The following is a 16,876-nucleotide window of genomic DNA, read 5'->3' on the forward strand; positions in this document are numbered from 1 at the left end:
TCACCGCGCCCGCCGCGACGAATGTCCCTGTCTTCTTCATTTACTACCCCCGGAGATGTGAATGGCGCGGGCGCCTGCTGCGCAGAGCGTCCGCAGGCCGTAGTAGACAGAGCCGACGGCGTGACCCGGCCCCCGCGCTAGTCGGAAAAGAGAACGTCGGAAACCCGGATGCCCTCAAACACGACTCGGGCAGTTTCCGCCTTTCCCGTAATGGGGTTGTAGGTGCGGCCCATATACCTCCAGTAGTCCGTGCCGGACACGGTAGTAGTGGCGTCAGGCCTTCCGGCGATAGACAGGACCTCTTCATAGGTCTTGCCGATCAGCGGGGCAGCGAATTCATCACGAGTGACAGTGGGCTGGGTATGGCCGGCGTTGTTGCCTTTGATGTTGACGCCAATGAGCAGGCCAATCCCTAGGAAGATCGCGCACAGCACCATGACAGCCCAGACGTTAATTCCTGTCGCCTGCATCCGAATATCTCCTTAGGCCCGGCAAGCTGAAAACTCCTAGTGCATATGATACTCATAGCCCGTGGTTCCTTAGGAAGCAAATTCCTATGGTCTGGGCATGCAGAAGCGGCCCGACCTCATTGCTCTTGGACGAAAAATCCGCGCCGTCCGCGAGGACAAGGGGTTTTCCCAGGAAGGGTTTTCGGTTGAGGTCGGTCTTGACCGTGCCTACTACGGTGGGATTGAAAGGGGCGAGCGCAATGTTGCTGCGGTCAATCTCATGAAGATGGCACAGGCCCTTCAGGTGGAAGTTGGGGAGTTGTTCCCCGCGCTTGATGAGCTGGCCGCCCTTTCCAAGCGACGGACCAAGTAACGCCCGTTTGCGCTAACAGTGCCGACACGCTGATTTTTACCCTCAAGACGGGTTGGATCGGACTCGGCGGAGTTTTGCCGAGAAAATCTGAGAGGTTTTGCCGGAATTAGGCATTACTCTAACTCGTTGTAATGCAGATGATTTCTGTTTTGCCGGCGTTATCTCGCCACGTAACTTTCCCCTGAATACCTCTGGACAGCGCAGATCAAGGGGCGTAATCTCACTTCATTCACGTGAGATTGGTTAGTGTCATGAAGTTATCCATTCATCAACTGGTAGGCGGTAAGGAGGTCTTGGCGGGTGCAGGGCCGGGCGCCGCTCTGCTTGCGCAACTCGTGGCTGTACGTCCTGAAGTTGCGGGGCCAGTGGTGATGCACTTGGACTTCAGCGGCATCGATGTAGCTACGTCGAGCTACCTTAGAGAAAGCGTGCTTGCGTTTCGAGACTACTGCCGGATGGGGTCATCCGAGGTGTACCCCGTTTGCGCCAACCTCTCCAGCGATATCGAAGAGGAACTCAAGGTGCTTTTGGCCCAGCGCGGCGATGCCCTGGCTGCATGTGATTTAGGGCCGGAAGGGCTGGCGGAAAATGCGCGGGTTATCGGAGTCCTGGAAGAGAAGCAGAGAGAAGCGCTGCAACTGGTCATCAATGCTGGGGCTGCAGACGCCCCCACGCTTGCCCGCCAGCAGGGAGCGGACGTGAAAGTGGGTACCACGGCTTGGAATAACAGACTGACGGCACTCGCTCGCAAGTCACTGCTGGTTTGCCGCCCGGCTGGGCGTTCAATGCAGTTCAGTCCTGTGCTGAGAGGTATGTCATATGGGCCTTGATTTCATTCGGAAGCGCGCGGGTAGTTTCAAGAAGGCCTGGCTGCGGGGAAGCGAGGAGCTCGCCAGGAACGACCTGCTCACGCGCCACCCGGAATGCCAGTCGCGCACGGTTGTCGCTGACCTGGGCGATGAATGTGGCGCCTCAGTAGGCCAGCGTGTTGTCCTGGAGGCCGCCGGCGGCAGGTTGCTGCTGTACCGCGGTCACGCGCGAATCGGCGCAATCGCGCGGCCGCCAGCGGACTTGGCGTCGGCGATCGCGAGCAACGGCGGCGTAGCTCTCGGTGAAATCACCCAACTCAACCACTTCAGCGGGACGGCGGACGTATGCGTCTTAAGGTAGTAAACCGGCAGCTTCCTGACTCCGAGCCGAGTTCGCCGCGGCGAGAGCGCCGCCTTTGGCATGTAGCGAATGAGGGAATGATGCCGATGGGCTGCGGGGCCTGCCCGGATAGCTCTCTGTGTGGCGGCTTGCAGATCAACGACAAAATCTTCGATTGCGGAAGTTTCTGCCGGTGCCCTGATCCCGCTGCATGCGACACGGTATGTAGAGCTCGACCGGAGCACTATGTTGCGCGCCGTAGCGAGGTCTTTGGATTCGACTTGGCGAATGTGCCCCGCTGTGAGGCTGTAGCGTCCATCAAGGCCCCCAGCTACATCCCCATGCTCATGCATGGGTCTCGTAGATCAACCCCGCTTAAGCTGGATGCGGTGGCCGTTCCCCTTGCTGAACTGCTGGACAGGCGGAGCGGGGCGCACCGCTTCGGCAGCCGTGCGGAGCTATATGATCATTTCATGCTCGATGATCTTACCGCCGTGATTGCTTCGGGCACGGATGAGGACAAAAGCATCGAGCGCGTTTGGGGGCTGAAAGACCCTGCGGCTTTCGCGAAAACCCTCATGAATATGGGGGTATCGGCTGTCACGTCACCCAACTTCAGCTTGTTCAACGATGTCCCGCGTTGGGACAACCTCTACAACATGAAGAGGATCGCTCTCTGCTGGCAGCAATTTCAAAGTGCCGGCTTGCATTCACTACTTCACGTGAACGCACGGACCGATCAGGATTGGAATCGCTGGATCGAATTCATCGAGGCGCGCCCAGAAATCTCTGGCGTGGCATTTGAATTCGGCACGGGTGCAGGGGCACAGTCTAGGGAAGGCTGGCACCGCGACCAGCTTTGCCGCCTGGCGCAGTCCATTTCCAGGCCATTAGAACTTTACGTGCGCGGCGGGCTTCAAGTGCTGGGCGAGCTTAGGACCGCGTTTGGTAACGCCAATATTAAGATGATCGACAGCCGCCCCTTCATGAAAGCAATGCACCGCCAGGCGGGGGAAATCGCGGCAAGCGGTAAGTTGGAGTGGACGCCGGCGCCAACGGCCTTCGGCCAGGAACTTGACGACCTGCTGGCGTTGAATATCTTCCAGTGCCGGCTTGACGTGCTCCAAGGCACGCGCAGGAAGTAAGGCTCGTTACCCGGGGTTCCTGCAAGTTATCGAAGTGACGAATCCAGGCAGGTTCGCCCGCTGTTGTACCCTCGCCATGGCTAAGTCCGGGCTCTGCCCATCGATTACCAGGACGTGGTCCCCACTCCTGAAACGCAGCATGCCCATCAAGTTGGCAAGGCCCACGAAGATGGGCCGGAATCCGCAGCCGCGTTGGGCGGAGCGCCCATATCGCGATACGCCGTCTTGGAGAGCAAACTGAAGTGCATCTCCAGCATCCTTTAGGTCGGCGTAGTCGGGGCAGCTTTTAAGGCTATTTAAAATGCCAACGCCTGCATCGGCCACCACAAACTCGAACTCGTTGTTGCCTGCACGGTACCCTACGTAGCCGGTATCGACCGCTTGGCTGTGCAGATGAATGTTGTCTTCCAACTCGCCTATTGCACCTACCAGTTGCTGCGCCACCCTTTTGTGTATACCGGCCTTTTCTGCGGCTCGCTGTGCCCAAACAAGAAACTCAGTCCATTTTAGGTCGGCAGAGGGATCAGTGCGAGGCGTAACGAAGTATGCCCCCACTTGGTCCGTGATCAATTTCCCCCGTGCATGCTTCTCAAAAAAAGGGGCTGCCGCTGTCCTCGCGGGGCACGGGGCAATGGAATCCAGGGTGGGTAAACTCGCTACGCCACCGGTCTTCATCAGCGCCAACTCCACTAGCGGCCCTAGTTCATTTGCCTCAAAGCGCATGCTACGAAGATCAACAGCCCGGCCCTTTGATAGGGCAAGTGCTAGATCATCAAGCAAGCTGAAATTTAGCAGCATGCGGTGCGTTATCGAGAAGAGCGGCCTCTAGTCAAGGAGGCGCTTTTGCTCCTTGCTGCTGGAGCTCGTCTTCTTTTTGCTTGAACTGGAAGCGCTCTCTTCAGCAACCGCGCGCACTCGCTCTGCTATGTGCGGCCATAGCAGATTCGCCAATGTCGCCGCGAGTGCATTGTCCACCGGCGGAGAGGTGGATGCTTTCGTGGCGGGCTTTTGATCATGTTCCACGGTGCGGGTGTCGCCTGCATCAGCCAAGGCGATAGATATGTTCACCCCAGGATATAGGGCTACCGTTCCAATGCGCTGCTGCTTGAGCTTTAGATGAACCAAAGGGTCCCGAAGTCCAGGATCCACCAGCACCACAGCTTCGTCTACAGCAATGTCTGCCGCTGGGGGTTCGTCTAACCGCAAAGTACGAGTTAATTCTCTCGCTACTAGCCTTCCTAGTCCGTCGAATCCGGAAGTCCATGTCACCTGTTCGCCTATTCCGCCGATGGTATAGGCCCAAGCAAGAATTTCCGGCCACCGCCTAGCCTCTCTTTCGGCCAAGCTAAGGCTAGGCGCACCACCTGCGGCTACCGTCGAGAGATAACCAGCCGCTAGTGCAAGCAACATTCTTTGCGAAAGATTTTCCTCGCCATCCAATTGTTTGAGCAGCTTGTCGTAAATTCGGAGACGTCTTTCCGCTGTCAACTGATGAAGTATCGCGATTTCGTCAGCTTCCGGAAGCATCCCCATCAACGGCTGTGCGAATTCCAACGCCTCAAATTCGCGGTTATTCGATCGGCCTCGTGCCAGGCCTCTTAAAGCATCAATGGCGCGGAAGGTTTCCGGGGATCGTGGTGAGCTGGATTCTTGAGATAACGCCATCAGCACCTGCCATATAGGAGCAAGTGCTGAAATGAGCCGCTGACTTGCCGGCTCACGAGGACGTAGCAGCCTGTTCGCGGCGTCAAACCGCCCCAGAACATCCTCAATCGAAACTCTTCCCCATAGCGCTGCGGTACGCGCTACGGCAAAAGTTCTTGTGCCCAAGCAAGCGGGCAATTTCAATGTGCGCAGAGGACGCTCGCCCAGCAGCAGCGCCTCTGCAATTACCAAGCCAGACCAAGCAGCCTCGAATCCCCCAAGATCGGCTTCGCGAGACGTAGGGGTGGTTTTTTGGAACTGCTCAACGGTTAAGTAGTGGCACCAAGATGTAAGGGGAGATAGCTCATTGCGCGTTTGAGCAAAGCGCCCGAACAGCCTTCGCAAATCCTCTTGTCGTGCCACTACCGCAAGAGGTTGTGCAACTTCTCGATGAGAATTTTCTCGCCAAAGGACGCCAGTCCTACCCGCGTCGATCCGAATGTTGGCTTCTCTTTTTATCCATTGAGAGCCTGGAATGGCATGACCGATGGTGACGTCGTTCAGTTCGTCATCATCGACAACTCGAAAGAGATACGTGTAATTCATTGGCTACCAGTCCGGCTTCGTTTTCTTTGAGTAGGATCCAGCGATTTCCTGCGGCACAACGCTTGTGAAGCGAATATCCAAACTGGTCTTTGCTCGGGTCACGACAGTGTAGTAATGCTCAGGAGTGTGGTACCTCATGAGGTCATCTGCAAAGAGCCAATGAACCGCGCGAAATTCAAGCCCCTTGCACCCCTGGACAGTCACAATGTTAATGGGGCGATCCGCATCGAACTCAGGACTGTAGTAGTCGTCGTCCTCATCGGGGTCCCATGCGCGGATGACTTTAGATTTTCCTTGTAGCTCTTCGTCTCTCTCAAGATGACTGAATACCAAGTCACGATCATCTTTTCTTGCGACGATAACACCCAGCCTATCACCTTGGCGCAGTCGGTCTTCATAGACTCGAATTTGATCGCGCAGTCGCTTGGTGCATTCCTCAAGCTGTTGGGCCTTTGAGGCAGGGCTTGCTACCTCAATACTTGCTGGTTTGGGACCTTTATAGTGGCAATTTGCAGACATCCCTTTCGTTCCTGGAGCAACGAGGATTCTATCAGCCATTTCGCAAATTTCAGGCGCGACACGGTAGTGCCATTCCAAGGCGGTTTCATGGCCGCTGACTAGTTTCCGTGCAGGCACTAGTCCATTAGTGTTTTCGAATAGCTTTTGGCGTTCGTCCCCCGTAAAGAAGAGGGTGTTGGCCCATTGACGAATGAGTTGAACCTCCTCATCGTAAAGGTCTTGTACTTCATCAACGAAAATGGCATCGAACGGGGGCTGTGAGGAATGTTTCTTGAAATCCAGCGCCCCTTGCGCAAGTTGTCGCTTCCAGATGGAGTAGTCGCGTTTTGAGGTCGGCCTCGGAGGTAGCGAAACTCCATGCGTTTTATACAGCCGGCGAATCCAAGACTCTAACGTGCTTACCGAGGCTTGCGGAAAAATCTCGCGTCCCTCCGCATCAAAGCACCCTGTCTTCACGAATTCCGTGAGCGAGCGAGTAAAAGTTAAGACCAGAACTCGCGGCATATCCTGGCTGCGAACAAACTGCGCGCGCCTCAATAGAATGTTTGTCTTCCCACTACCCGGCGGTCCAGTAACCAGGTGGTTTTGAGTAAGCGGCAGGTCATCAATCAGTTGGAGCTGTTTTTTGTCCAGATCATCGCGTTTTGCCCACCAGAGTGACATCTACTCCCCCTTGTCTTGTGCGATTGATAGGTCCCGGGCGAGAGTGGCGATCGCGGTCTCGACTTTGGACTTAAGAAGCAATTCCACATCAACGCTGTCGGCCATGTCTGGCAAATCCAACTCCGCAGTCCTATCTAGACCCGCTATGGGAGCTGCCATTTTCATGTGTATTCCATAGCCAGGCCCCTGAGGCGTGACGACGCCAGTTAGCACTATGGCGAGTTCAACTAGATCGTCACTGTGTTCCCGAGGTCTCCACTTCAGCGTCACAGTACGACCGGCATCACCGGCGTTAATGTGCTCCTCGTGCGTCGCTGTAATTCCGGTGGAAGAGAGGTACTCAACCATTCCATTTTTGAGATGTTTGGACACCTCTCTGAATCGCTGATTGCCTGCCGAGGGAGGGCGAATTTCCCCGGAAGTGTCTCGTGGTTTCACCGCGCCAATACCGATCATTTGAAGGGCGTTTTTCTTTTGGCTATCAGGACTATCCAGGAAATCGTCCAAGCTGATCTTTGAACGACGTTCCCAATTCTTATCAAGAGCTCGCTGAGCAAGCAGAACCAATGCCGGATCGGCGTCGGCCGCCAGAACAACTGGATCAACCGTCGCCACCATCCATGCAAATCGGTAGCGGTTAACTTTGGCCTTTTCGAACTCGGTCTTGAACAGGGGTTCTCGCATAATGAGGTCATATAGGAGAGCGCCGAGTTGATACACGTTAACGGCGTGCCATAGCTCAGGGCCGGGATCAAGGAGGCGGAACAGATACTCAGGAGGGGCGTAGCGAGCGGTTGCAACTACAGGCAGGCGTCCGTCCTGGTCAGTTCCTCGCCCGACCGGATCATCAATGTCGCGAGTTACAGAGAGGTCTAGGAGAGTAACTTTCTTCCAGTCTTCAGATACAAAGACATTGGCGCTTTTAACATCCCGGTGACAAATATTACTTTCTGAAAGGAATATCACAGCCTTGGCGACTTCTGAGACAATATGTCCGATCTTGTCGCGCGGCACCTTATCTAAAACAGTCTCTAATTCCTTCCCGGGGGCTCTGTTCATCAGAAGGAATAGTCTGTCCTCGAATCGGCCTCCGTCATAAACCTCCACAAGGGAGGGGCACCCGTGGCGGCCAAGAGCCTTTTGTGCATCGACTCGGTCCGCTTCTATATCGCCGAGCTTTCCGGTCGAGTATTCCTTGTCGTAGAGCTTGAGGGCGTAGAGGGCTTCGTCGGACCCTTGAACGGAATAAACAGGCGCTGTGCCTCCACGGCCGGCCTGATCTCGGAGTTCGTACCCCCTCTCTGCGCACCAGCGCTGTGCAATCTCTAAACTCAGTCGAGCTTGTTGCTCTTCTTCTTTATTCACAGACTAAGTCCCCATTCATAAGTCTGCCGCAAGTGCGACCTTAACTCAGTACCCCTGCGGCACGCTAAAAGATGTGCCCGAGCGGGCATGCATTGGGGGTCACTTTGGGGGTCATTCTTGGTTGTTGTTTATTAATGTTTATATAAATCAAATTTTTACAGTTTCAATGAGAAGTCCCGTGGGGACGCCAAGATTTATCAAAGCCCAGCTCTGCTGGGCTTTGTCGTTTGCGGGGGTGAGAACCCCGGAGGGGTTCGTTGGTCCACGGGAGTGGATGAACGTGTCGCCCTTCGCCCGGCGGAGGGGCCAGCCCATGGATGGGCCGGACAATCCCCATGGGGATGCCATTCGACAAGCAAGGCCCGGCTCCGCCGGGCTTTGTCGTTTCTGCTCCCCGGAACCCGGCAACCCGTCCGCAGTCACAGGCTTGGCCGGCTTTGCCGGCGTGACGGATGTTCCAAGGAGGGAGCATGTCTTTCGCCATCTACATCGTGGGCTTCCTGATCCTGACCGGAGGCCTGGCTTACGGTGCAGTCCTGCTGCATGTGCCGCAGGAGTGGATCGTGGTGGGCTGCATCGTGATGCTGGGCATTGGCCTGCTGACCGGCGTGAGGTCCACGCGCCAGAAGGATCCGGCACCCTGACAGTGCGAATTCCGGGCAAAAAAACTCCCGCGGTCTTGCGAGCGCGGGAGCAAGGTGCGAGAGAGGCAGGCGCCTCTCTGGAGGAGAGCGTTTCGGGTTGCACTGTGATGGATCGGCCACCCGCTTACCGGGATATGGAGCACGAATCGTGCCGCGAATGACGGCTGCGTCACATTTGGCTCGATTTCCCGCGGTGGCCGTTGCGGCCTTGTGTCAGGCGGCGGCGGTGGCGCGGGGCTGGAGACTGCCGGCGCGTTCCCGGATCTGTTCCAGGACGCGGACGCAGGTTTCCAGGTCCTGCGGGTCGATGGCGCCGTAGAGCTCGCGGCGCAGGATGGCGACCTGGGTCTCGATATCGGCGCAGGCGGCCTTGGCGCGGTCGGTCAGCACCACATGGTAGGCGCGGCGGTCATTGGGGCAGGACTTGCGCTGCAGCCAGCCGTCGGCGCTGAGGCGGTCCAGCATGCGCACCAGGGTCGGGGATTCGATGCCCAGCTCGGCGGCCAGGGCCGACTGCGTCAGGGGCTTCTGGGCGCGATGCAGGGCCAGGATCGGCTGCCAGCGGGCCTGGGACAGCCCGATGGGCTCCAGGCGCGAGTCGAGGAGGCCGCGCACCGTCCAGAATACGTCGCGGACCAACGGGGAGATTCTCTCGTCAGGCTTCATGTCATCCTCCGGCCATCGCAGCTTCATTATTGCATGCTAATCGTTAGCATGCTACTTTAATTGTCATCACGCAAATCATTGCGGCCGCTATATCGTAAGCCCATGGCGGCTTCCGGCGCTGTGATCGTGCAGGAGAACAACAATGTCCAAGGCTGCAATGCACCCCTCCCTGATCGTCCTGGCGTTGATCGCCGCGCTCTCCGGCTGCGGCAAGAAGCCGGAGGAAGCGGGCCCCAAGCCGCTCGCCGTCGGCGTGATCCAGGTGAAGCCGCAGCCGGCGACGATCACCTCGGAGTACGTCGCCAAGGTGGAAGCCTCCAACACGGTGGAAATCCGCGCGCGCGTCGGTGGGCTGCTGGAGAAGCAGTCTGCCCTGGAAGGCCAGCTGGTGAAGCGCGGGCAGGTGCTGTTCCAGATCGACCCGCAACCCTTCGTGGCGGCCCTGGCGCAGGCCAAGGCGGCACTGTCGGAGGCCGAGGCGGGGCTGCAGCAGTCGGAGCGCGACCTGGCACGCGTCAAGCCGCTGGCCGAGATCGATGCCGTCAGCCAGCAGGAGCTGGACTCGGTGGTGGCGCGCAACAGCGCCAACCGGGCCGCCGTGGAGGCCGCGCGCGCGGCGATGAAGACGGCCGAGCTCAATCTCGACTACACCCGCATCACTTCGCCGATCGACGGCATCATGGGGCGCGTGCAGATCCGCGTCGGCGGCCTGGTCAGCGCCAATACCTCGCTGCTGACCACGGTCTATGCATCCGACCCGATGTACGTGAACTTCAGCATCAGCGAGCGCCGCATGATCGAGCTGCAGCGCCGCCTGGACCTGCATGCCGGCGATCCGGTGCGCACCGACGGCGTCTTCAAGATCATCCTGGCCGACGGCTCGAAGTATCCGCAGAAGGCCAAGCTCAACTTCATCGACGCAGCGGTGGATGAAAGCACCGGCACGCTGCCGATCCGCCTCGAGGTGGAAAACCCCCAGCGCCAGCTGCTGGCCGGCATGTTCGCCCGTGTCGTGGTGCTGGCCGACCAGGTGCCCAATGCGTTGATGGTGCCTCAGCGGGCGGTGCAGGAACTTCAGGGCCGTACCTCCCTGTGGATCGTCGGTCCCGACAACAAGGCCGAGACCCGCGACGTGACCATGGGTGCGCGCATCGGCACCGACTGGATCGTGACGGAAGGACTGAAGCCGGGCGAGACCGTGGCGGTGGACGGCACGCAGAAGCTCAAGCCGGGCACGCTGCTGGCACCGCAGCCGCTGGAAGCGCCGCCGGCCGAAGCGGGCGCGCCCGCCAAGGCACCCGCCGCTGAACCGGCCAAGGCCGGGGCGCAGCCGTGAGCGAGTTCTTCATCAGTCGTCCGATCTTCGCGACGGTACTGTCGATCATCATCACGATCGCCGGCGCCATCGCGCTGACGCAGCTGCCCATCGCGCGCTATCCGCAGATCACGCCGCCGTCGATCGTGGTCAGCACCAGCTTCCCGGGCGCCGACGCGGCGACCGTGGAGCAATCCGTGGCCGCACCGATCGAGCAGCAGGTCAACGGCGTGCCGAACATGCTCTACATGAGCTCCAAGAGCGGCAACGACGGTTCCTACAGCCTGAACATCACCTTCGACATCGGCACCGACCAGGACATCGCGGCGGTGGAGGTGCAGAACAAGGTGGCCATCGCGCAGCGCCAGCTGCCGCAGGAGGTGGTGCGCCAGGGCGTGACCGTGACCAAGCGCCAGCCGCAGATCCTGCTGCTGGTGGCGATCCGCGCCACCGACCCGAAGTACGACTACCTGTTCCTCAGCAACTACGCCACGCTCAATGTCTACGACGCGCTGGCGCGCATCCCCGGCGTCGGCCAGGTGGTGGTGCTGGGCGGCCGCGACTACGGCATGCGCATCTGGCTGGACCCGGAGAAGATGGCGCGCCTGGGCGTGACCACGCAGGACGTGTCCAGGGTCCTGAACGAGCAGAACGTGGTGGCGCCGGCCGGTACCGTGGGCGCCGAGCCGGCGCCGCCGGGGCAGGAGAAGCAGTACGCGGTGAGCGTGCGCGGCCGCCTCAGCGATCCCGCCGACTACGAGAACGTGGTGGTGCGCGCGCGCAACGACGGCTCGATCGTGCAGCTCAAGGACATCGCCCGCGTCGAGCTGGCCGCTACCGACTACACCCGCTCCAGCCGCCTCAACGGCGAGCCGGTGGCCAACATCGGCATCTACCAGTTGCCGGACGCCAACGCGCTCGATGTGGCCAAGGGCGTGCGCAAGACCATGGACGAGCTGTCGCACAGCTTCCCGGAGGGCATCGAGTACTCGATCCCCTTCGACACCACGCTGTTCGTGTCGGAGTCGGTCTACGAGGTGGAGCACACCCTGGTGGTGGCGGCGATCCTGGTGCTGGCGGTGGTGTTCCTGTTCCTGGAGAGCTGGCGCGCGACGCTGATCCCGATGCTGGCGGTGCCGGTGTCGATCGTCGGCGCCTTCAGCGCCTTCGTTGCCATGGGCTTCTCGATCAACACCCTGACCCTGCTGGCCCTGGTGCTGGCGATCGGCCTGGTGGTGGACGACGCCATCGTGGTGGTCGAGGCGGTGATGGAGAAGATGGACTCCCATGGGCTGTCGGCGCGCGAGGCGACGCGGCAGGCGATGCGCGACGTGTCCGGACCGGTGATCGCGATCGCCCTGGTGCTGAGCGCGGTGTTCGTGCCGGTGTCCTTCCTGCCGGGCCTGACCGGGCAGTTCTACCGGCAGTTCGCGCTGACGCTGTCGGTGTCGGTGGTGATCTCGGCGCTCGTGGCGCTGACCTTCACGCCGGCGCTCTGCGCGCTGCTGCTCAAGCCCAGCGCCGAGTCGCACTGGGGCGGGCCCGTCGGCCGCTTCTTCGGCGCCTTCAACCGCGGATTCGAGCGCGCCACGCAGCGCTACACCGGCACCGTGCGCCGGGCGATACGCCGCAGCGCGGTGAGCCTGCTGGTGTTCGGCGTGCTGGTCGCGGCGGCGGCCTACCTGGTGGCCAAGCGCCCGGGCGGCTTCCTGCCGGACGAGGACCAGGGCTACCTGATCACCACCATCTCGCTGCCGCCGGCGGCTTCGCTGCAGCGCACCGACGAGGTGGTCCGCAAGTATCGCGAGATCACCGCGCAGATCCCGGCCATCCAGAACACCGTGGCGATCAGCGGCTTCAGCCTGCTGGCCGGCATCACCCAATCCTCCGCCGCCACCGTCTTCGTGGCGCTGAAGCCCTGGCATGAGCGCGGCAAGGGCGAGAGCGCCAAGGAGATCCTGGGACGCCTGATGAAGGAAACGACGGCGATCCGCGAGGCGAACTTCCTGGTACTGAATCCGCCCTCCATCCCGGGCATCGGCCAGGCCGGCGGCTTCGAGTTCATCCTGGAGGATCGCAGCGGCGGCAGCATGGAGCGCTTCGTCGGCGTGATGCGGGACTTCCTGGAGCGCGCCAACCAGCGTTCGGACCTGCAGCGCGTGTTCACCAACTTCAATCCGACCACGCCGCAGGTGGAGTACGTGGTGGACCGCGAGCAGGCCAAGACCCTGGGCGTTCCGCTGTCCGACATCTTCGGCTCGCTGCAGACCTTCCTGGGCGGCAGCTACATCAACGACTTCAACCTGTTCGGGCGCACCTACCGCGTCACCGCGCAGGCCGAAGGGCTGGCGCGCGCCACCCCCGATGCAGTGAACCATCTGTACGTGCGTACCGACCAGGGGGCGATGGTGCCGCTGTCGACGGTGGTGCAGATCCGCGGCAAGTCGGGTCCGGACTACATCGAGCGCTTCAACGTGTTTCGTGCCGTCACCATCCAGGGCTCGGCGGCGCCGGGCTACAGCTCGGGCGATGCGATCCGCGCGATGGAGGAGCTGGCGGCCGACCTGCCGGCGGGTTATGCCTTCGAGTGGAGCGGTGCCACCTACCAGGAGAAGAAGTCCAGCGGCCAGGCGCCGTACATCTTCGCCGCGGCGATGATCTTCGTGTTCCTGGTGCTGGCGGCGCAGTACGAAAGCTGGATCGTGCCGTTCGCGGTGCTGCTGGGCATCCCCTTCGCCGTGTTCGGCGCTTTCGCGGCCCTGGCCTGGCGCGGCATGTCCAACGACATCTACGCGCAGATCGGTCTGGTGATGCTGATCGGCCTGGCGGCGAAGAACGCGATCCTGATCGTGGAGTTCGCCAAGCTGTCGCACGAGCGCGGCATGGAGCTGGTGGAGGCCGCCATCGAGGGGGCCCGCCTGCGACTGCGGCCGATCCTGATGACCTCGTTCGCCTTCATCCTCGGCGCGGTACCGCTGGTCGTCGCCACCGGCGCCGGTGCCGGCGCGCGCATGGTGCTGGGCACCGTGGTGGTGTTCGGCATGCTGGCGGCGACCCTGGTGGGCATCTTCATGGTGCCCCTGTTCTATGTGCTGCTGCAGGGCATGGCCGAGCGTTTTGGCAGGCCGCGCAAGCCCGAGCCGCCGAGCGCACATGAAGAAGGAGAGACGGCATGAAGACCGTATTCCGCCATGCCGGCTTGCGCCTGGGCGGCCTGGCCGCCGCCGCGCTGCTGGGCGCCTGCGCCCTCGGCCCTGACTACCAGCGTCCCGGCATCGAGACCCCGGAGCGCATCCGGGGCGACGCCGCGGCCACGCAGGCTTCCTACGGGGATCTCGGCTGGTGGGAGATCTACCAGGATCCGGCCCTGAACACACTGCTGCGCCAGGGCCTGGAACGCAACCTGGACCTGCGCATCGCTGCCGCCCGCGTCGAGCAGGCGCGCGCCACCGCCGGCGTCAGCCGCCTGCAGCAGTTGCCGCAGATCGACGCCAGCGGCTCGGCAGCCCGGCGCAAGCTGTCGGAGTCCTCGGTCGCTCCCGGCGCTGAACGCCTGGGCGAGCAGGGGACGGCCGCGGTGGCCTTGTCCTGGGAACTGGATCTCTGGGGCCGCCTGCGCCGCCTCAACGAGGCCGCACGCGCCGACCTGCTGGCCAGCGAGTACGCCCAGCGCGGCGTCGCCAACAGCCTGGTCGCGGATATCGCGACGGCATACTTCAGCCTGCAGTCCTACGACCGCCGGCTCGACATCACGCGCCGCACCATCACCACGCGCGAGGAGTTCCTCAAGCTGACCCGTGCGCAGTACGAGCGGGGCGTGGTCAGCGGGCTGGACGTGTCCACCGCCGAGGCGCAACTCGCCACCGCGCAGGCCAACCTGCCGGCACTGGAACGCAGCGTCGCGCAGACCGAGAACCAGCTGTCGCTGCTGCTCGGCGGCAACCCGGCAGGTATCGCGCGCAGCGCCTCCGGCGCCACGGCGGCGCCGGTGCCGGAAACCCCGGCTGGCCTGCCTTCGCGGCTGCTGGAGCGGCGACCGGACATCCTGCAGTCCGAGCAGGCGCTGGTCGCGGCCAATGCGCGCATCGGCGCGGCCAAGGCGGCGCTGTTCCCGACGCTGTCCCTGACCGGCAGCTACGGCGTGCTCAGCGGCGATGTCTCCGAGCTGTTCAGCTCCGGTGCCGAGAACTGGTCGGTGGGCGTGGGCCTGCTGCAGCCGCTGCTCAACGCCGAGCGCAATCTCTACCAGGTGGACCTGGCGGACGCACGCAAGCGCGAGGCCCTGCTGGGTTACGAGAAGACCGTGCGCAACGCCTTCCGCGAGGTGGCGGACAGCCTGGTGGCGCGGGAGAAATCGCAGGCCGTGCTGCAGGCGCAGCAGCAGCAGGTGGATGCGCTGCGCCGCGCGGTGGACATCTCCAAGGCGCGCTACAAGCAGGGCTACTCGTCCTACTTCGACGTGATCAGCGCCGACCGCGACCTGTTCAATGCCGAGCTGTCGCATGATGCGGCGCGGCTGGATGCGCAGCTGTCGCTGGTGCAGCTGTACCGGTCGCTGGGCGGCGGCTGGCAGACGCAGGGGCAGGGCGGCGACAATACGGAGAAATAGCTCTCCGGACGAAGCCATGAACACCTCGCCACTTCCGCCGGCCCAGGACCTGGGCTGGGGCATCACCTGCATCGACACCCTCCAGGAACGTCCGGGCCTGGCCTGCTGCTACCTGGTCGGCCGCGACGGCGAATACGCCTTCGTCGAAGCGGGCACCGCCCACGGCGTGCCGCGCCTGCTGGCCTTGCTGGCGGAGCGCGGGATCGCGCGCGAGCAGGTCCGCTACGTCATTCCCACCCACGTGCACCTGGACCATGCCGGCGGTGCCGGCGTGCTGATGCGCGAACTGCCGGCGGCGAGGCTGGTGGCGCATCCGCGCGGGGCGCGCCACCTGATCGATCCTTCCAAGCTGATCGCCGGGGCGGAAGCGGTCTACGGCAAGGCGGCGGTGGCGCAGATGTACGGCGAGATCGCGGCGATCCCCGAAGAGCGTGTCATCGTCGCGGGTGATGGCCATGTGCTGCCGCTGGGCCGGTCCGAGCTGCGCTTCATCGATACGCCGGGCCATGCGCGGCACCATTTCAGCATCTGGGATGCGAGCAGCCGCGGCTTCTTCACCGGCGATACCTTCGGCCTGTCCTACCGCGACTTCGACGGTCCCGGCGGCCCGTACCTTTTCCCGACCACCACCCCGGTGCAGTTCGAGCCGGAGGCCTGGTTCGGCACGCTGGACCGCTATCTTTCCTTCAAGCCCGAGCGCATGTTCCTGACGCATTTCAGCGTGGTGGAAAACGTCACCAAGCTGGCCGCGGACCTGCGCGAGGGCTTGCATCGCTACGTCGCCCTGGCGACGCCGCTGCGGACGGCGCCGCAGCGCCACGGGGCGCTGCTGGAGGCCCTCAACCAGGACGCGCTGGCGGCGCTGAAGAAGCTCGGCAGCGCGATGCCGGAGGCCAGGGTGCGCGAACTGCTGGCCTTCGATACCGAGCTCAATGCCCAGGGCCTGGAAGTCTGGCTGGACAGGCCGGCGGCGTAGGCCCGGACGATCAGAAAGGCCATTCTTGCCGTAAGCTGCCGCAAACGACAGGGGAGAGACGAGTGAGCCTATTGACCCCGGTGGCGGAAGGCGTCTGGTGCGCTGCCGCCCCGCAGACCTTCATCGCCTTCCACATCGGCACGCGCATGACGGTGGTGCGCCTGTCCGGCGGCGGGCTGCTGCTGCACTCGCCGGTCCCGGTCACGCCGGAACTGCGCGCCGAGATCGACGTGCTGGGCCCGGTGCGGCACATCGTCTGCCCCAACCTGTTCCACCATCTCTATGCCGGCCAGGCGGCCGCGGCCTGGCCGCAGGCGATCCTGCACGGTCCGGCCAAGCTGCATCGCAAGCGCGCCGACCTGCCGTTCAAGGCGGTGCTGACCGCGACGCCCCATGCCGACTGGGCGGCGGATTTCGAGCTGCTGACGATCGAGGGCTGCCTGCTGGGCGAGACGGTGTTCTACCACCCGGCGACGCGCACGCTGATCGCCGCGGACCTGGTGGAGAACTTCAAGGACGCCGCCCACGCGCCGACGCGCTGGTACCTGAAGCTGGGCGGGCTGCTCGGCAACGTCGGCTGGCATCCGCTGCTGCGGATGGTCTACGTCCAGCGCCGCAAGGCGCGCGCCTGCATCGACCGCCTGCTGCAGTGGCCCTTCGAGCGCCTGGTGCTGGCGCATGGCGAGGTCATCGAGCGCGATGCGCGCGAGCAGGTGCGGCAGGGCCTGAGCTGGCTGAAATGAAGCTTCCGCC

The 16,876-nt window shown here is 62.3% G+C and carries 14 protein-coding genes; 9 read left to right on the top strand and 5 right to left on the bottom strand.

The annotated features are described in order from the left end of the window. Window positions 1-137: 137 nt before the first annotated feature. Complete coding sequence (locus C3942_RS14695) at window positions 138-470, bottom strand: hypothetical protein (RefSeq protein WP_104231110.1); 333 nt, start codon at window positions 468-470, stop codon at window positions 138-140. A gap of 97 nt (window positions 471-567) precedes the next feature. Here C3942_RS14695 and C3942_RS14700 point away from each other — a divergent pair, with 97 nt between their 5' ends. The 3 genes from C3942_RS14700 to C3942_RS14710 all read left to right on the top strand — a co-directional run bounded on the left by C3942_RS14700 (window position 568) and on the right by C3942_RS14710 (window position 3,116). Continuing rightward, window positions 568-822, top strand: a complete 255-nt coding sequence (locus C3942_RS14700) for a helix-turn-helix domain-containing protein (RefSeq protein ID WP_104231111.1) — start codon at window positions 568-570, stop codon at window positions 820-822. A gap of 251 nt (window positions 823-1,073) precedes the next feature. Then, window positions 1,074-1,652: a hypothetical protein gene (locus C3942_RS22085; RefSeq protein WP_133164315.1), complete on the top strand. Its 579-nt coding sequence runs from the start codon at window positions 1,074-1,076 to the stop codon at window positions 1,650-1,652. A 792-nt stretch (window positions 1,653-2,444) separates the two neighbouring features. Beyond that, window positions 2,445-3,116: a DUF4417 domain-containing protein gene (locus tag C3942_RS14710; protein WP_243393615.1), complete on the top strand. Its 672-nt coding sequence runs from the start codon at window positions 2,445-2,447 to the stop codon at window positions 3,114-3,116. Between the two features lie 825 nt (window positions 3,117-3,941). Here the strand turns inward: C3942_RS14710 and C3942_RS22090 are convergent. The 3 genes from C3942_RS22090 to C3942_RS14725 are packed head-to-tail and all read right to left on the bottom strand — an operon-like array spanning window position 3,942 to window position 7,913. Then, window positions 3,942-5,366, bottom strand: coding sequence for a hypothetical protein (locus C3942_RS22090; protein ID WP_133164316.1), 1,425 nt, complete (start codon window positions 5,364-5,366; stop codon window positions 3,942-3,944). A gap of 3 nt (window positions 5,367-5,369) precedes the next feature. Then, window positions 5,370-6,548 carry an AAA family ATPase gene (locus C3942_RS14720; protein WP_104231115.1) on the bottom strand — a complete coding sequence of 393 codons (1,179 nt, stop codon included), beginning with the start codon at window positions 6,546-6,548 and terminating at the stop codon, window positions 5,370-5,372. Further along, entirely contained in the window at window positions 6,549-7,913 is a 1,365-nt protein-coding gene (locus tag C3942_RS14725; protein WP_104231116.1) for a protein kinase domain-containing protein, read from the bottom strand. Window positions 7,914-8,383: 470 nt separating this feature from the next. On the opposite strand from C3942_RS14725, the gene C3942_RS22340 reads away from it, so the two are divergent. Further along, a complete protein-coding gene (locus C3942_RS22340; protein ID WP_165797465.1) occupies window positions 8,384-8,557 on the top strand; it encodes a hypothetical protein in 174 nt (57 codons plus the stop codon). Window positions 8,558-8,770: 213 nt separating this feature from the next. Here the strand turns inward: C3942_RS22340 and C3942_RS14730 are convergent, their stop codons facing one another. Next, window positions 8,771-9,223, bottom strand: a complete 453-nt coding sequence (locus tag C3942_RS14730) for a MarR family winged helix-turn-helix transcriptional regulator (protein ID WP_165797466.1) — start codon at window positions 9,221-9,223, stop codon at window positions 8,771-8,773. Between the two features lie 142 nt (window positions 9,224-9,365). Between C3942_RS14730 and C3942_RS14735 the strand changes: the two genes are divergently transcribed. The 5 genes from C3942_RS14735 to C3942_RS14755 all read left to right on the top strand — a co-directional run bounded on the left by C3942_RS14735 (window position 9,366) and on the right by C3942_RS14755 (window position 16,866). Further along, window positions 9,366-10,559: an efflux RND transporter periplasmic adaptor subunit gene (locus C3942_RS14735; protein WP_104231118.1), complete on the top strand. Its 1,194-nt coding sequence runs from the start codon at window positions 9,366-9,368 to the stop codon at window positions 10,557-10,559. Then, window positions 10,556-13,714, top strand: a complete 3,159-nt coding sequence (locus C3942_RS14740) for an efflux RND transporter permease subunit (RefSeq protein ID WP_104231119.1) — start codon at window positions 10,556-10,558, stop codon at window positions 13,712-13,714. Before C3942_RS14735 ends, C3942_RS14740 begins: the two co-directional genes overlap by 4 nt. Continuing rightward, window positions 13,711-15,147 (top strand): efflux transporter outer membrane subunit, encoded by a 1,437-nt coding sequence (locus tag C3942_RS14745; protein ID WP_104231120.1) that lies wholly within the window; start codon window positions 13,711-13,713, stop codon window positions 15,145-15,147. The genes C3942_RS14740 and C3942_RS14745 overlap by 4 nt, the downstream gene beginning before the upstream one ends. A 16-nt stretch (window positions 15,148-15,163) precedes the next feature. Then, a complete protein-coding gene (locus tag C3942_RS14750; protein WP_104231121.1) occupies window positions 15,164-16,123 on the top strand; it encodes an MBL fold metallo-hydrolase in 960 nt (319 codons plus the stop codon). A 62-nt stretch (window positions 16,124-16,185) separates the two neighbouring features. Then, the gene (locus tag C3942_RS14755) at window positions 16,186-16,866 is read left to right on the top strand and encodes a DUF4336 domain-containing protein (RefSeq protein WP_104231122.1); all 681 of its coding nucleotides are present in this window, start codon (window positions 16,186-16,188) and stop codon (window positions 16,864-16,866) included. Window positions 16,867-16,876: the final 10 nt, after the last annotated feature.

The organism is Solimonas fluminis (assembly GCF_002930645.1).
GTDB classification, from domain to species: Bacteria; Pseudomonadota; Gammaproteobacteria; order Nevskiales; family Nevskiaceae; genus Solimonas_A; species Solimonas_A fluminis.

Excerpts from the sequence above, each read along its gene's own strand:
- C3942_RS14695 (WP_104231110.1), bottom strand. The coding sequence starts at position 470 with ATGCAGGCGACAGGAATTAACGTCTGGGCTGTCATGGTGCTGTGCGCG.
- C3942_RS14700 (WP_104231111.1), top strand. The coding sequence starts at position 568 with ATGCAGAAGCGGCCCGACCTCATTGCTCTTGGACGAAAAATCCGCGCC.
- C3942_RS22085 (WP_133164315.1), top strand. The coding sequence starts at position 1,074 with ATGAAGTTATCCATTCATCAACTGGTAGGCGGTAAGGAGGTCTTGGCG.
- C3942_RS14710 (WP_243393615.1), top strand. The coding sequence starts at position 2,445 with ATGCTCGATGATCTTACCGCCGTGATTGCTTCGGGCACGGATGAGGAC.
- C3942_RS22090 (WP_133164316.1), bottom strand. The coding sequence starts at position 5,366 with ATGAATTACACGTATCTCTTTCGAGTTGTCGATGATGACGAACTGAAC.
- C3942_RS14720 (WP_104231115.1), bottom strand. The coding sequence starts at position 6,548 with ATGTCACTCTGGTGGGCAAAACGCGATGATCTGGACAAAAAACAGCTC.
- C3942_RS22340 (WP_165797465.1), top strand. The coding sequence starts at position 8,384 with ATGTCTTTCGCCATCTACATCGTGGGCTTCCTGATCCTGACCGGAGGC.
- C3942_RS14730 (WP_165797466.1), bottom strand. The coding sequence starts at position 9,223 with ATGAAGCCTGACGAGAGAATCTCCCCGTTGGTCCGCGACGTATTCTGG.
- C3942_RS14735 (WP_104231118.1), top strand. The coding sequence starts at position 9,366 with ATGTCCAAGGCTGCAATGCACCCCTCCCTGATCGTCCTGGCGTTGATC.
- C3942_RS14745 (WP_104231120.1), top strand. The coding sequence starts at position 13,711 with ATGAAGACCGTATTCCGCCATGCCGGCTTGCGCCTGGGCGGCCTGGCC.
- C3942_RS14750 (WP_104231121.1), top strand. The coding sequence starts at position 15,164 with ATGAACACCTCGCCACTTCCGCCGGCCCAGGACCTGGGCTGGGGCATC.